This window comes from Microbulbifer maximicatervae (SeqCode) (assembly GCF_052467825.1).
In genome coordinates this window covers 2,923,432-2,939,119 of record NZ_CP174327.1, presented here as the reverse complement: position 1 = coordinate 2,939,119, position 15,688 = coordinate 2,923,432, and the positions used below count along the sequence as shown (strand labels likewise).

Below are 15,688 nucleotides of genomic sequence, written 5' to 3'. Positions count from 1 at the left end.
TAATACATAGCCTTACTAATTTCCCTCCATAAAAAAACAATTACGCCAGTACGTTTTTACGCGCACTACTTTTGTATGGACGTAATTCAAAACGTTTTCAAGGAGGAGTTAGGCTGCGGCAGGAGAAAAACAGTTTTCGTGCTAACTTCAGCAAGATTAGGAAGTTACAAATGACTACAGACCCGGAAATTGGCAGGCACTTAAACAAAAAACCTACCCCCGTTGTTGATACGCCTGCCGGGCCAATCATCGGAACCACAGATGAAGAAACTGGCGTGTATAAATTCTTGGGTATTCCCTACGCTCTCCCCCCTGTAGGAAATTTACGCTGGCTACCACCGCAAGAATTGGACCGCTGGAAAAATCCTTTCCAAGCGCATAGCTTTGGTACACCAGCAGCGCAAAACTCATCCGCCCTAATGGAAGTTCGAGATCAAAACGGGAATCTTCCTGAAAGGGAGGAATGCCTCTATTTGAATGTATTCTCTCCCGCAATGTCGCAAGGAAAAAAGCTGCCAGTAATGTTTTGGGTTCATGGCGGCTCTTTTTACATGGGATCAGGATGCCAAGAAATTTACAATGGTAAATACTTGGCGGCTAGCGGTCGGACAATTGTTGTCACTATTAACTACCGTTTAGGCGCACTGGGATTTCTGCGCCTAAAGGATATTAGTGATATACCATCAACCGGCAATGAAGGGCTTTTAGACCAAATAGCCGCCCTACAATGGGTTCGAAAAAATATCTCAGCATTTGGCGGAGATCCAAACAATATCACTCTTTTTGGCGAATCAGCCGGGGCAATGAGCATTGCCTCCTTACTTGAAACTCCACAATGTAAAGGTCTTATACGCCGTGCAATTGTCCAAAGTGGGCACCCAAGAGCCTCCCACTCCCAGCAAAGCGCCAACCATGTTGGTAAGACTTTCATTCAGCACTTTGAGGAAATCTCTGGTGGCATCTCACTACAAAATTGTCCAACCAAACTTCTTCTGAAAACCCAAAAAGCAATACTCTCTGACACGTCTATGACAGCAAAATGGGGGCAACTGCCATTTAAACCTGTCGCAGACAGGGAACTTTTTTCCCCTGAAAAAAAGCTCCCCCCGACACACCAAACATCCCTTTTGTTAGGGAACAATTTGGAGGAATGGAATCTCTTCAGCGCAATAAACCCTGAAAGCTTTAACATGGACTACCGGCAAATATGCACTCATTTGGAATGGCTTATCCCAGAGTCCGAGTTAAAGCCCCTACTCAGACATTACTATCAACTAGCAAAAAAAATGACAGACAACCCCTGGCCAGAATGGAGCCGAGCCTGGAACCTCTTGCTCACTGATATGGTATTCACCTTGCCAGGGTTGAGACACCTACAAAGTCATCAGGGGGAAAACTATCACTATCACTTTGCACAACCTCTCGCTGCACAGCCTTTACTAGGGGCCTGTCACGCCGTTGAGCTTGGCTATGTATTTGGAACCCATAGCGATCAGTCCTTGAAAACACTATATGGTGCTGAAGAAAACCCCCATTTATTAAGTGCCTCAATGCAACAAGCTTGGCTGAATTTTGCTGAAACAGGGAAACCCGGCAATGATTGGCCAGAGTTTTCAGGAAAACACAGTAAGCGATTTGGCAATCATCCCTCAGCCAGGGCGTTTAACTCACCAGAGCTTCTCAGTTTATGGCAACATATACCCGACGATAGGTTGAATGGTTATCTTTAGGTTGGCATAGATGGCAAGAATTTTTTTAATCAGGCATGGAGAAGCAGCGAAAGGGGAGCACATCCCCGATCCAATACTCACAGACGAAGGTTACAAGCAGGCAGAAGAGCTAGCCCTAAAACTTTCCACACTCGAGAAAGTTCAATTAATAAGCAGCCCCAAACTCCGTGCACAGCAAACAGCAAAGCCCTTGGCCGAAGTTTGGGATATAGAGGTTGTAATTGAAAATGCAGTGACGGAAATACCTACACCAGAGGAAATACCCAAAGCTCAACGCCTAACCTGGTTACGAACATTACTTACTGGAGACTGGGACCCCTGCGACAGAGAACAAAAAGATTGGCGCGATGGAATAATCAGGTATTTGGAAAGTCTTTCAGAGGACACCTTTATCTTCTGCCATTTTATGGTCATCAATTCAGTTGTTGCACATATCCGGAACCACCAAAAAGTACAACAGTTTAGGCCCGATTACACTTCAATCACTGAGCTAAAAAATGATGGAAACAAGCTACATTTAGTCCAGCTAGGCGAAGAAAAAGAAAACAAAATTCTATAAGAAAATGGGGTATGTGCAGCATACCCCAAGCGGGCATTTATTTTAAATCAAGCTTTTGCTGACTACCTCAAACAAATCCTTAGATAGGTCTCCCGAATCAGCAACCCTTTGCAGGGCAACTTTCATCTTCTCACCCAGGCTACCAGAGTACTTTTTCCAACGTGTGATCGGTATAACCAGCCTTGCTGAAATTTGTGGATTTAGCTTGTCCAAGGCCAGAACCTGATCGGCAACAAACTCAAACCCGCTACCATCGCTCTTATGGAATTGCTTAAAATTACGATTAGCAAAACCACCTATTACAGACCTTACTTTATTGGGGTTTTTCATTTCAAAAGCAGGGTGATCCATAAGTGCACGAATATTTTCCAATGTACCGCGCTTGGGACTACAACTCTGCTGACCCAGCCATAGTTCTACTACTTGAGTATCGGTTTTCCAGCGCTCATAAAATTGTTCAATCAACCCCCCGGCTCGGTCTTCCGGTGCATGATTAATAATAACAGCGAGAGCCGCCGCACTATCTGTCATATTACTAGCGCTCTCAAACTGAACCTGGGCTATATCTAACGCCTCCTCAGTTTCTGTTATGCAGATATAGGATAAACAGGTATTTTTAAGTCGTCTTTGCGCAATATCTAACGCATTCGGGCTATAGGGCTTTGTGGTATTCAATTCTAGATAGCGCTTGCGAAATTCATCAAATAATTCACCTGCAATTACCTTCTTTACAAATTCCCTCGCAACAATTATTGCTTCCGCATCAATAGATGATGACTCTTCAGCGATAAACTGCTCACTGGGCAATTGCAAGATCTCTGCGACCAGCGCTAGATCGAGATCAACATCCTCTAAAACCTCTTTATAAGCACTGATTAAACTTGGTTGTACCTGTAGTTCCTCACCTTTACGAAAAGCCACCTGAAGCTCACACAAAGCATTTAATGCTAGGCGCTGACTTGCATCCCAGCGGTTAAACGTGTCCTTATCCTTGCTCATTAAAAATTGAAGCTGCTCATTACTATAGTTGTACCTTATTTTTACTGGAGCGGAGAAGCCTCGCAGCAATGAGGGTAAAGGCTTCTCCGCAAGTCCGGAAAACTCAAAAGATTGCTCATCTTCTGTTAACTGTAAAACAGTTTCAGTATCACCCTGCTCATTGAGTACAAGCTCTGCGCCATCAGCCCCCAGCAATCCAATTCTTATTGGTAAGTGGAAAGGTAACTTCTCTTCCTGGCCTGGCGATGAAGGGCAAGACTGGCGAATAGTTAGACTATAAGTGCCATCAGTTTCATTAAAGCTATCTGTCACATCAAGTATCGGCGTGCCTGCTTGGCTGTACCAGTTGCGGAATTGCTTCAGTTCAACCTTGTTAGCATCTTCCATCGCCTTGACGAAATCTTCACAGGTTACCGCGCAACCATCGTGCTGCTGAAAGTACAAGTCACTTCCTTTGCGGAACCCTTCTGCACCTAAGAGTGTATGAATCATCCGTACAACTTCCGCACCCTTTTCATAAATTGTCAGAGTGTAAAAGTTTGAAATTTCTATATAAGAATCTGGCCTGATAGGATGGGCCATAGGGCCGGCATCTTCAGCAAACTGGGTAGTACGCAAAAGGGATACATCTTCAATACGCTTAACCGCTCGGGAATTAAGATCAGCGGAGAACTCCGCATCACGAAATACGGTAAAACCTTCCTTCAGGCTCAACTGAAACCAATCCCGGCAAGTAACCCGATTGCCGGACCAGTTGTGAAAATACTCATGTCCTACAATAGACTCAATCCGCTGAAAAGCTGAATCCGTTGCTGTTTCTGGGCTAGCGAGCACACAGGCCGAATTGAAAATATTCAATCCTTTGTTTTCCATAGCCCCCATATTGAAATGATCAACAGCAACAATCATAAAGATGTCTAGGTCATATTCCTTTCCGTAAGTTTCCTCATCCCAACGCATCGCATTTTTAAGTGAGCGCATAGCATGATCACACTTCCCAATATTTTTCGCTTCCGTAAAGATCTGTAACTTAACCTTTCTACCAGAGGCTGTTGTGAAGCTATCTTCCACATGCTCCAAGTCCCCGCCTACCAACGCAAATAAGTAAGCCGGCTTGGCGAATGGATCTTCCCAAGTTACAAACTGACGACCATCTTCATATCTACCCCTTTCAACTTCATTGCCATTTGAAAGTAGTACTGGGTGGTCCATCGGCGCGACGATGGTGGTGGTAAATTTGGACATAACATCCGGCCGGTCAGGATAGAAAGTAATTTTTCTAAATCCTTCAGCTTCACATTGAGTGCAATACATACCATTAGAGAGATATAATCCCTCTAGAGATGTGTTTTCCTCCGGATTTATCCGATTGCGGATTTCCAGCAGAAATTCTGGTTTCTCTACAGGGATAGACAGGCCCTCAGGTAGAACCTGATAATCAGATGTAGACAACAAAACTCCATCCAAAGAAACCGAAAGTAATTCCAGCTCGACACCATCCAGCACTAAAGGCGGCAGCCCTGCACCCGCTTGCGGATTTCTGCGAATATTCAAACGAGATTTGACCAAAGTTGCCTTGGGTTCCAGCTCAAAATGTAAATCAGTAGCATCCACCAGGTAATCTGGTACTTGATAGTCTTTCAGGTAAATGGTCTTTGGCTGGCTATCTTTCATTATTGAAACACCTTCAGTCATTCTATGCCCTTCCGGGGCAGTATGAATTCGATTAATTGGACCAACAATATCGTTACCCGGGCCAATACTATTTATCACCCAAGTTAAAAACCGGACTATAGCTTCCCAGCGCGATTGGTGCCACGCATAGATAAGTTTGATTAATACTTGCCCTTGCAGCCTTGCCCACAGCCACTCTTGGCACATCTGCCTCCACAAGCACAGAGGTAACAGCGACGGAGAAGGTAAAAACTATCAGTGCGCCACATTAGATAGGTGAAAACTATATAATAGTGGTCGATTATATACCCATATAGAGCACTTACTGTCTGCCCTACCCCACAGCACAGTAGATACTGACCAACATGGTGAGAAATTGCAGCCAGTATAATTATCCAATCTGGTAAACTCGTCATAGGGTAGCAGTAAGGGATTAAAGTATTCCTACTTCGCCCTTTCGTAACGAATAATAGATTTAAGTTTGAGCTAATCTCTTGCGGGAATTCCGAGGTTCAGTGTGCGTAAACTCCGTATCTCCATCATAACTCTATCTTGTTTTTTAGCTGCCCTCATAGCAGCTAGCTGGTGGAAAAAGGATATCGTTGCCTCTCAGCTAATCAATATTTTCTCAGGAGAGGTAGTTATTCAGGAGCTGACAGGACTACGACTGGGTTTTAAAGAAGTTTCCATCCAGGAAGTTCGCCTAAAGTCCAGCGTAAATAGTATTATCCTCCTCGAGGGAGTAAAAATTGTCTATCCTTTCCATATTATTTATGACCGAGATAACACCCAAAAAATTGAACTATCAATAGAAAAGCTAACCAGGAGCATGGAAGCTGAAGATATCGTTACCAAAGCCCATATCAACGAGCAGCTCCCGGAAAATAATGTCAAGACAAGTAATACATTATCGTTAAGTGCCCTAAGCCAAAGTCTAACCCGCTTTTTGCCAGGCAAGATATCCGTTAAGCAAATAGTACTCGATGGCCAATTGATTGGCGGCCCACTAAATATAGCTCGCGACAGCACAAAAATTCATGCCGAAACTCCCCTTAAACACCCCCAGTTTGGCGAGCTTAATTTATATTTTGAGGCTTTTTTAGGTTTGTCAGAAATCAAACTAAAACCCAGAATACTAACTAACAACTCAAAGATTCTGTCTGAAGCTGATATAACTATTGCTAAACTAGAAACTGACACATGGATTTTAAACAGTGAACTTGTATCAGAGCTGGAATCTATAGCCCCACTGATAGAGATATTTGAACCTAAAGCTAGCTCCACAACTAAGCCGACAGTATCAGGCAAAATTATAGCTACCACCGCAATTAGCTTGCCAGACAATCTGCTATCCATTTCAAGCTACCGAGAAATTGACATTCAACTTAATGGCAATGATCTAAAGGCCACAATCCCATACGCTCAACTAAACTCCAATATAGAAGCCCAATTATCTATAAGTAATCCAATAAAAATAACACTTGAATCACTATTTCCATTTAAACCTCGACATATCAAGGGGAGTGGCGAGCTTGATATAGCTTTAGATACTGATAAAAACACCAATACCCCGCTATTAAGTGCGGACTTTAGCTCGAGCACATCGGCGACATCTCCCGAATTAGATATCGAAGGTACTTTTCATCTAACAAGTGCAAATACTATAGTTAATTCCCCCCTATATCTCAGACACTTGCCAGCACTACCTATTGATAGTGTTAATGGAGATGTGACATTTAAGGGTAAACTTCAACTAAGTTCGCTTAACAATATTAACTCTCCAGAAGTAAATAGCTTTCAATTAGAATTGATACCAAACCAAACTATTCAATTGGATATTTCAGCTTCCACTTCAGGAAAAAACTCTCCTTTAATTACTACTGGATTACATCAGAGCAAGATACAGGCAAGCATTAAAGATCTTATCTCCATTACAGGTGACCTGACCAATCCCAACCAAAGAGATATTAAGATCGAACAAGGATCTCTAACTGCAACGATACAAGGCTCCAATGGGGACTCGACAGTACAGTTAACCGCTAGCGACATACAATGTCACTTCTCTGATATCAGTGCCTGTAACTTTGAGCTGAAGACAAAAATATCCCAACTTTATGAGCGGGCCAGAGAATTAGCAGTTACCAATCTAAGTTCAACGGCCAAGGCAAAGATTGAAAGCAATCTTAAAGGTCAAAAATTCACTCTAGAGAACATTAAAGTATCTGGAGAAAAAATAACAACCAAAACATTGGAGGCTGACAGAGTAAACTTAGATATACCAACAGTACACTGCGAAGTAACAGAACCTACAATCTGTACTCTCCCAGAAATAAGCAGTCAGTTTGGAATTATCAACACCGAGCAATTTTCCCTTTCTGGAGACCTCAATTTTCTTGATAGTATTGTTACCATCAAAAATGGTGCTACAGCGCTGGACAGTGAATTTAATAGTAACAATTTAGAGATTGAGACACCGGAAAAGTACAAGGTTAACTCTTCAGCCAAAGGCAAGCTATCCCTGCAACACAATAAGCTAACAAGTCATAGTCAAATTAAAGCAGGTGCAATTAAAATTGATTTAAGCGGCTCTTACGACTTATCAAAATCCTCAGGTGGAGTTGAATTTTCCGTTCCTGAAGTGACCTTTAGTACGGATCGCTCTCTAAACGATACGATCCAGGGCCTTCCCCTCAATATCGTCTCGGGCAGACTTTCTGCCGGTGGTTCTGTGTCTTTGCCCTCCCAGTCCAAAGATAGTATCCATGTTTTATTGGACGATATTGCAGCAACCTATAAAGATAGTTTTGCCACCGGAATCAGTGGAGATCTAAAAGTAGAAAACGAAGATGGGCACTGGATCACACCTACACCATACCCACTATCGATAGAATCTATTAACGCGGGCTTACCAGTGAAAAATATCCAGTTATCACTGCAACTGGACAAACAGAAAGATATTACATTGCATAATTTTTCTGCTGATTTTTTGCAAGGCAAGGTTACTTCATCAGCCCTTATTTGGAATCTCGCTGAAGAGACTCGAAAAAGCATTGTACATGCACAAGGTATTTCTCTAAAGGCTTTAGCTCAGGAGACGGACTCAGAGAACTTTGAGGCCAGCGGGCTAATTAATTTGGAAATCCCCATTGTAACGGGACCTGAGGGTATCACTGTGGAAGCCGGCCACCTTCAGGGTGAAGCTCCAGGCGGACGCTTACGCTACTACGGAGCCTTTTCTCCGCAGATGCTGGCAAGCAACCCCCAACTTAAGTTGATAGCCAATGCACTGGAAGATTATGAGTTTCAAACACTGGAAGGCAGCATAGACTATCCAGCCAGCGGAGATCTCCAACTACAGCTAAAGCTGGTTGGTCGAAGTGAGGCTATCGATTCTGATCGAGACCTGGTGATCAACCTGAACCTTGAAAACAATATCCCAGATATGCTGCGCTCATTGCAAGCCAGTCGTGATTTGACTGAAACCCTGGAAAAGCAGCTGGACCAATAGGTCAGGAGTGAAGTAGCCTTTATTGGTATGTACAAGCCTGCTTGGTTCATCACCGGTTAAGGTTGACTCAATAAAATACTTGGGTCTGCCGGCATCCAACTCACCTGCTGAACCAGGCAGGTAACACGGGCTAGGTACAAAAAGTAAAAGGGTACCAAAGAGGTACTGTGAGGAGTGTCAGATGAAAGCCAGCCGACTGATTCCTATGGGGCTGCTATACGCTATGGTTGCTACAGGGTGTACACCCACTGTAGCGGTCAAGGCTCCCAGTGAGCCAATTACAGTAAACCTGAATGTGAAAATTGAGCATGAAATTCGGGTCAAGGTCGACAAGGACCTGGACAACCTGTTTGAAGACAAGGAAGGGATTTTCTAAGGAGGCAAATATGAAGACATTAATGAAAGCCTTTTTGGCACTGAGCTTATTAATCGCCCTGCCTGCAATGGCAATTTCCCTGAATGAAGCCAAAAGTAAGGGCCTGGTTGGTGAAGCCAATAGCGGATACATCGCTATCGTAGATGCCAGCTCACCAGAACTGGAAAAACTGGTCAAAGAAGTGAATGCCAAGCGAAAAGCTGCTTACGCTCGAATCGCTGAACGCAATAAAATTGATATAGCCCAAGTGGCAACACGCGCCGCTGAAAAGTTGGAAGCCCGCTTGTCACCCGGAGAATACTACCAGGACAACCTGGGACGCTGGGTAAGGAAGTAACTCATAGCCCGAAGACTTCAAAGAGATGATAAAAAACCCCACAGCCAGAAACTGGCAGTGGGGTATTATCAAGGAGTAGAGGCTACAAATTGCCAAATAGTGAATGCCCGTCGAGCCCCTGCTTCTCCATAACCTCTCTTAAACGTTTCAGTGCATCCACCTGTATCTGCCTGACCCGCTCCCTGGTGAGACCGATTTCACGCCCTACTTCTTCCAGGGTGCTCGCTTCAAAACCGCGCAAACCAAACCGCCTAGAGACCACTTCACACTGCTTGTCAGGTAACTCTCCCAACCAGCGGTTGATGCTGTCAAAAAGGTCCCTGTCCTGTAAAAGCTCTGCTGGGTCAGATTCCTGCTGATCGGGGATGGTATCTACCAAGGTCTTCTCAGAAGAGGGCCCAATGGGAGTATCTACAGAAGTAACCCGCTCATTGAGCCCCAGCATACGCTCGACATCTTCGACTGGCTTCTCAAGGAGGGTGGCAATTTCTTCTGCAGATGGCTCGTGATCCAGCTTTTGCGCCAACTCTCGAGATGCACGCAAGTACACGTTTAACTCTTTCACGACATGGATGGGCAGGCGTATGGTCCGGGTCTGATTCATTATGGCCCGTTCTATCGTCTGACGTATCCACCAGGTGGCGTAAGTGGAAAAGCGAAAACCTCTCTCTGGATCAAACTTCTCAACTGCTCGAATCAGGCCCAGATTGCCTTCCTCAATAAGGTCCAGCAGTGCCAAACCTCGGCTAACGTAGCGGCGAGCAATCTTTACAACAAGGCGAAGATTGCTCTCGATCATTCGTTTTCTTGCCGCAGCATCTCCACGCAAAGCCTTGCGCGCGTAATACACCTCTTCTTCTGCGGTCAATAGGGGGGAGAATCCAATTTCATTGAGATAGAGTTGAGTAGCGTCGAGATTTTTCTGCAAATGGCCATCGCCATCCAATCTACAAACTCTACTTTTCTCTGCCTGGGAGGGTGCGGAACTCTTTTTAGCCGCAGATTTCCGCGTGCGACTAACACCTGCTTCAGTTGAACCTAATTTCTGCTCATCATTTTCAACGTCTAACTCAGGAGGAAAGTCTTCTGCCTGGCCAGCCATAGACTGGTCTTGCCGTTGTGCTTCCATTTCCCCTGCTCCTTGTACTTTGCCAATTTCAGCCGCACAACACACTCGGACATTGATAACACAACTATCAATGCCGCAGGTATGTGGCGACAGCCACTGAATCGGCTGACCCTGGGATGGCCACGATTACAGTGACTACCTCAAGTGGTACTAGTTAAAAGTCCATTTTTATTTGCAGAGCTTTACTGCGGCCGTGAACTTACGGTAAGTAGGCAAGAGGGTCTACTGGCTGACCGTTTTTGCGAATCTCAAAGTGGAGCTTGTTGCGGTCGGTACCACTCGAACCCAGTTCCGCTATCCTTTGCCCCGCCTTTACCCTGCTGCCCTCCTTTACGAGCAACCGGTGATTGTGTGCATAGGCACTGAGGTAAACCTCGTTGTGCTTGACGATCAGCAGCTTTCCATAACCTCTCAAGGCGCTTCCTGCGTAGATCACGGTGCCATCAGCCGCTGCCAGTACAGACTCACCCTTTTCACCCGCGATATCAACTCCCTTACGCAATGGGTCCCCAGAGCGGAAGTGACTAATCACTTTCCCCTTGGCGGGCCAGCGCCAGTTGACCGATCCGCTCCGGCGAGATGCTGTTGATTGGCGCTTTGGGCTTGGTGTTAAAGATTTTTTAGCAGTGGTCGTTTGTGTTGTTTTCGGTTTAGCTTTTGCGACTGGCGCTTTTTGCTTCTTTTGCGTGCTGGCAGTGCTCTTGGTTGGCACTGAACCCGTCAGCCTGATTCTCTGCCCAGGATATATTTGATAAGGGGAGCGGATACCATTTATCGCAGCCAATTGGCGAAAATCCTTGCCGTAACGCCAGGCTATCGAATAGAGGGTATCTCCTTTACCAACCGTGTGGTGGGTAATTTTGATACTCGGGGGCTGGCGTAGGGAGCTTGAGGGGGCTTTGTGGCTGGAACAGGAGGAAACGGCCTGCAGCAGAACCAGCAAGCCTAATATTTTAAACACCCCCCACAAACAATGACCGATTTTAGGGAGTTTGTTCCGCCAACATCGGCGCTCAAGAGGTTGCAAAAGATGACATTCCATTATTCTCTTTTTACATCAGACCACGGCATTTATGGAAAAAGTGTCTAAAGAAAAGCTCCAAAAATCTCTGGAAAAGTTTGATAAAACGCTGCCATACCGAGATTTTCCAGATCTTATTGCGGAGTGGCGCAAGACTTCTCTCTGTGCACCTTGCCAAAGAAGTCTACAGCGAGAACTAAGAGCGCTGCCACTAGAGCCGCAACAATTGCGCCCCCCAAATGAGCACTGTCGCCGGTTTGCTCGACATAAGTTAGCGGAGAAGTGTTGGATAGCAAAGGGGCCAATTTGCTTGATGCTTCGATTTCCCCAGGCATAGGCAGTTTCCAGGGCCAAATAATCTTCAAACTACCCAACAAAACCCCGGCAAGAAATGCCAATGTCCTGGCTACATATTTGTGCATCAGCCAAGACAACAACCGACTGAAGAGCATCAGACCTATTGCCGCTCCTGCCGCAAAGCACAATAGGTTTGAAATTTGGAGTTCATGAACTGCAGCTAAAACCTTGGGGTATATCCCGATTAATAACAGCAGGAAAGCGCCGGAAATTCCCGGCAGTGCCATCGCACATATTGCCAAAGCACCTGATAAAAATAGTGTAAGTGGAGTTGCCGGTATCTCCGAAGGCCGCATCTCGCTCACTGTTACTGCAAGCGCAATACCCAGTACGAGAAAAACCAAAACAGATGGCGACCACCGGGGGATATTTCTCACAATGGGAACAATAGAAGCGATAACCAAACCGAAAAAGAAAGACCACACAACAATTGGATAATTTTGCAGTAAGCCACTAATCAGGTGGGCCAAGCTAAAAACGCTCAACAATACCCCAAGGAAAAGAGAGAGCAGAAAGCTCCCATTAATATAGCGCCAAGTGGATAGAAACCCCTCCTTCCGCCACACTGTAATACAATGCGGGCCTATTCGACTGAGGGAGTCCAAAAGCTCCTGGTAGATGCCGGTAATAAAGGCAATAGTTCCCCCGGAAACACCGGGTACCACATCGGCAGCCCCCATTGCCATTCCCCGCAGAAGTACTCCGGGGTAGCGACTTTTTAGAACCTCAGTAAATCTCATCGAACCACGCCACCGAGTAAAGGCACGAAACGTACCGCTTCCAACTTTTCCACATCAAACTTATTACTATCCTCACGACGAGTCACCATCGTCAGGTATTGTTGCTCGGCCCCCACCGGAATTACCAAAACCCCATTGGGAGCCAGCTGTTCTCGCAGCTCATCAGGAATCATTGCAGGTGCTGCTGCAGCCAGGATTGCATCGTAAGGACCCTCGTCTTTCCAACCAAAGCCCCCATTGCTGAGCTTGTACTCTACATTGCTATAACCCAGCTCCCCCAACCGATGGCGAGCGGTTTCCAATAGAGGTTCGACACGCTCGACGGAATAAAGTTGTTCGACCAAGCGAGCAAGAATGGCCGTTTGGTAGCCAGAGCCCGTACCCACTTCCAGAACTCGGTGTAGAGACTTGGCTCTACTCAGTAGGAGTTCAGTCATACGGGCGACAATGTATGGCTGGGAAATAGTTTGGCCATACCCTATGGGCAAAGCAGTATCTTCGTAAGCCCGAATAGCCAGGGCTTCATCCAGAAAGAGGTGTCGAGGAGTGGACGCCATTACATCCAGCACCTCCTCGTTGGATATCCCCTCTTCCCGCAATCGCTGGATCAAGCGATTACGGGTTCGCTGGGAAGTCATCCCCAGACCTTCTTGTCTCAAGCGATCCATATTCTTTTCTTGTCCATGATTTGTGCAACAGTGCCAGTCACCTAAATACAAATTTTATGTGCACTGTTTAACATTGACCAGCTGAGCTATCTCCCGTAGCAAAGCCGTAGCAAAAGTACCCGGTGGCAAGGCAAATTCGACGATTAAATGATCACCTTCCCACTCATAGCGAAACGCCTCCGGGGATAAAATCATGGCCCGGCGCTCCTGGCTAAGACCGCAGTGCTCCAGCCAGTTGCACCAAGGCTGCCACGGAGACAACACTTGCTCTTCCAACAGCCCCAGGGCATCCGTTGACAGATTTCTGCCACGCCCCCAAAGAGGCCCAGTTGGGTAATCTTCAGGTTCTCCAACGAGAGGGCTCTGCCAGGTTCCGGTGTTGATTCGTTCAGCCAAAACCTGGTTGAACAGCCAGCTTCGGGCAGCAGACATGGCGAAGGCCTTTTCGCTTTTGCGGCAGCGACCGTCCTCTTCAGCTAAGTTTTTTGCCAGGCTAAGGTTATTGCCATCAATCCCAAAGCGCTGCTCACCGAAGTAATTGGGCACCCCTTTGGGAATCAGCTGAAGTACTTCTTCTGCTTTGTCCCGATCACCTTCTACATTTCGCAGCCGAATCTTGAAGCGATTCCCCATATGCTCGCCACGACGCAACTTTCGTGCTCCCCGGAAGGCCTGGAGCAATGAAATCTCATCGCTGTTAATTTGCGACCAGTCTGCTTCTGGCTTTTGTCCGAGCCATACACTGAACCATTGAGTGGTAACAGCATGTCGGTCTTTCAAGCCATAAAAGCTGACATCCCGGCTTTGCACCCCGGCTAACTTCGCCAATTCCTTGGCAACCCAGGCGGTATTTGCCCCGCGCTTTTTAACCTGCAAATAAACATGCTCGCCATCTTTATCAGCCGGCGGCATAGCCAGTTCATCGACAATAAAATCTTCTGGTTCTGTGCGAAAATCGCCAGAAATTACCGCACCCCCAAGCGCTCGGGGCCAATCCAGGTTCCAAACTTCAGACATCTTTGCGCTCTAATAAAACAGTAGCTTGCGCGGCGATACCCTCACCGCGACCAGTAAATCCAAGCTTTTCTGTAGTGGTTGCTTTGACACTGATCGCATCGCAATCAACACCACAGTCAGCGGCAATATTGACTCGCATTCCATCGATATGCGGAGCCATTTTGGGGGCCTGGGCAATCAACGTCATATCCGCATTAACCAGGCGATACCCTTTACTATCGATTAATCCAACAACATGTCGAAGCAGGTTTCTGCTATCCGCTCCGGCAAATTGTTCATCGTTATCGGGAAAGTGTTTACCGATATCTCCCAGGGCCAGAGCACCCAGTAAGGCATCCGACAGGGCGTGCAGTAAAACATCCCCGTCAGAATGAGCTACCAAACCATACCCATAGGGGATTTGTACTCCTCCGAGCACTACATGATCACCAGGGCCAAATGCGTGCACATCAAAGCCCTGGCCTATTCGAAAACTCACTATCGCTTATCCTCAGTCGGGGAGTAGCGCAGACGTAAAATAGTTTCTGCAATTATGATATCGGCGGGGTGCGTCACTTTAATATTGTCACTATCACCCGCAACCAATTGCGGTGAATGGCCAAAAAACTCCAGTGCACTGGCTTCATCGGTTACAGCGACCCCTTGTTCCAGGGCTTTACCAAGGCATGAGTGCAGAGTACTGAGAGGGGCCCGCTGTGGGGTTTGCGCCAACCAAATACTTTCGCGGTCAACCGTTTCTTCCACACAGGCTACACCGCCAGTCAAATGACTGCGCTTTAATGTGTCGCTTGCGGGGCGCGCCAAAAGTGCCATCGGTGAGACTTCGTCACTGAGTAAAGCGCAGATATCGCGCTCAGACACACAGGGTCGTGCAGCATCGTGGACTAAAACCGGAGTATCGCCGCTTTCTCGCTCCGCCAGGAAATCCAGGGCGGACTGAACAGAGTCTGCTCTCTCAGCTCCACCAATGACGGTGTGTACCAAGGGGTGGTTTGCTTCTTTCAGGTGAGGGAAGTAGGTATCCTGCTCCGATAGCGATACTACAACGCCAGCCAAACCTGGCCACCCAAGAATATTTTTTAAAGTCAGGGATAGCAGTGGTCGCCCGAGCAATGGCAGGTACTGTTTCGGGCGATCAGCCCCCATACGTTTGCCAACGCCGGCAGCGGGTACAATGACCCAGTAATCCTTAATCAATTTTCAGCCTCTTCCTTATCCAGGAAGATAAACAGTGTTTCCCCTTCCTTGATCAGTCCCAGGTCATAACGGGCTTTCGCTTCCACACCATCAGTGCCAACTTTCAAACTGCGGACTTCCCTAAACAGTTGACGGTTTTCCCGCACCAGCGCGATATTTTTTTCTTGCTGTTGGGCTAATTGACGCTTGAGACGGGTAACTTCGGCGAGACTACCTTCACCAACCCAAAGTCGGTACTGGGTGGCGAGGAGCATAATGGTGAGTATTGCCAGCAGCCATTTCATACGAGATTACGATATTTCGCTTGTTCGTATTTATAGTACTACAAAGAGGGGCTGGCCCCTCTTTGTAGTACTTGCACGCTAATTCAAATAAT

At 46.5% G+C, this 15,688-nt stretch carries 14 protein-coding genes; 5 read left to right on the top strand and 9 right to left on the bottom strand.

Going from position 1 to position 15,688, the window contains the following annotated elements; translation table 11 throughout:
* The first annotated feature begins 71 nt into the window (after positions 1-71).
* On the top strand, positions 72-1,730 hold the full coding sequence (locus tag ACJJII_RS13045; RefSeq protein WP_444916495.1) for a carboxylesterase/lipase family protein: 1,659 nt from the start codon (positions 72-74) through the stop codon (positions 1,728-1,730).
* 10 nt (positions 1,731-1,740) lie between these two features.
* Positions 1,741-2,289 (top strand): histidine phosphatase family protein, encoded by a 549-nt coding sequence (locus tag ACJJII_RS13040; protein WP_444916494.1) that lies wholly within the window; start codon positions 1,741-1,743, stop codon positions 2,287-2,289.
* A gap of 42 nt (positions 2,290-2,331) precedes the next feature.
* Here the strand turns inward: ACJJII_RS13040 and pepN are convergent, their stop codons facing one another.
* Positions 2,332-4,983 (bottom strand): aminopeptidase N, encoded by a 2,652-nt coding sequence (pepN, locus tag ACJJII_RS13035; RefSeq protein ID WP_444916493.1) that lies wholly within the window; start codon positions 4,981-4,983, stop codon positions 2,332-2,334.
* Between the two features lie 496 nt (positions 4,984-5,479).
* On the opposite strand from pepN, the gene ACJJII_RS13030 reads away from it, so the two are divergent.
* From ACJJII_RS13030 to ACJJII_RS13020, 3 genes are all read left to right on the top strand, one after another.
* Complete coding sequence (locus tag ACJJII_RS13030) at positions 5,480-8,470, top strand: intermembrane phospholipid transport protein YdbH family protein (RefSeq protein WP_444916492.1); 2,991 nt, start codon at positions 5,480-5,482, stop codon at positions 8,468-8,470.
* Positions 8,471-8,651: 181 nt separating this feature from the next.
* Positions 8,652-8,846 (top strand): YnbE family lipoprotein, encoded by a 195-nt coding sequence (locus ACJJII_RS13025; protein WP_282931815.1) that lies wholly within the window; start codon positions 8,652-8,654, stop codon positions 8,844-8,846.
* Positions 8,847-8,856: 10 nt separating this feature from the next.
* Positions 8,857-9,183: a YdbL family probable chaperone protein gene (locus ACJJII_RS13020; RefSeq protein WP_282931814.1), complete on the top strand. Its 327-nt coding sequence runs from the start codon at positions 8,857-8,859 to the stop codon at positions 9,181-9,183.
* An 82-nt stretch (positions 9,184-9,265) separates the two neighbouring features.
* Here ACJJII_RS13020 and rpoS read toward each other — a convergent pair whose 3' ends face one another.
* From rpoS to ACJJII_RS12980, 8 genes are all read right to left on the bottom strand, one after another.
* Positions 9,266-10,312 (bottom strand): RNA polymerase sigma factor RpoS, encoded by a 1,047-nt coding sequence (gene rpoS / locus ACJJII_RS13015; protein WP_413664895.1) that lies wholly within the window; start codon positions 10,310-10,312, stop codon positions 9,266-9,268.
* A gap of 199 nt (positions 10,313-10,511) precedes the next feature.
* The gene (locus tag ACJJII_RS13010) at positions 10,512-11,273 is read right to left on the bottom strand and encodes a peptidoglycan DD-metalloendopeptidase family protein (protein ID WP_444894558.1); all 762 of its coding nucleotides are present in this window, start codon (positions 11,271-11,273) and stop codon (positions 10,512-10,514) included.
* Between the two features lie 194 nt (positions 11,274-11,467).
* Positions 11,468-12,430, bottom strand: coding sequence for a DUF368 domain-containing protein (locus ACJJII_RS13005; protein ID WP_444898139.1), 963 nt, complete (start codon positions 12,428-12,430; stop codon positions 11,468-11,470).
* Positions 12,427-13,098, bottom strand: a complete 672-nt coding sequence (locus tag ACJJII_RS13000; protein ID WP_444898140.1) for a protein-L-isoaspartate(D-aspartate) O-methyltransferase — start codon at positions 13,096-13,098, stop codon at positions 12,427-12,429. Before ACJJII_RS13000 ends, ACJJII_RS13005 begins: the two co-directional genes overlap by 4 nt.
* Before the next feature lie 54 nt (positions 13,099-13,152).
* Positions 13,153-14,115, bottom strand: coding sequence for a tRNA pseudouridine(13) synthase TruD (gene truD, locus ACJJII_RS12995; protein ID WP_444916491.1), 963 nt, complete (start codon positions 14,113-14,115; stop codon positions 13,153-13,155).
* Positions 14,108-14,593, bottom strand: coding sequence for a 2-C-methyl-D-erythritol 2,4-cyclodiphosphate synthase (ispF, locus tag ACJJII_RS12990; protein WP_202862866.1), 486 nt, complete (start codon positions 14,591-14,593; stop codon positions 14,108-14,110). Before ispF ends, truD begins: the two co-directional genes overlap by 8 nt.
* The gene (gene ispD, locus ACJJII_RS12985; RefSeq protein ID WP_444916490.1) at positions 14,593-15,312 is read right to left on the bottom strand and encodes a 2-C-methyl-D-erythritol 4-phosphate cytidylyltransferase; all 720 of its coding nucleotides are present in this window, start codon (positions 15,310-15,312) and stop codon (positions 14,593-14,595) included. Before ispD ends, ispF begins: the two co-directional genes overlap by 1 nt.
* A complete protein-coding gene (locus ACJJII_RS12980) occupies positions 15,309-15,596 on the bottom strand; it encodes a septum formation initiator family protein (protein ID WP_282931806.1) in 288 nt (95 codons plus the stop codon). Before ACJJII_RS12980 ends, ispD begins: the two co-directional genes overlap by 4 nt.
* Between the last annotated feature and the right edge of the window lie 92 nt (positions 15,597-15,688).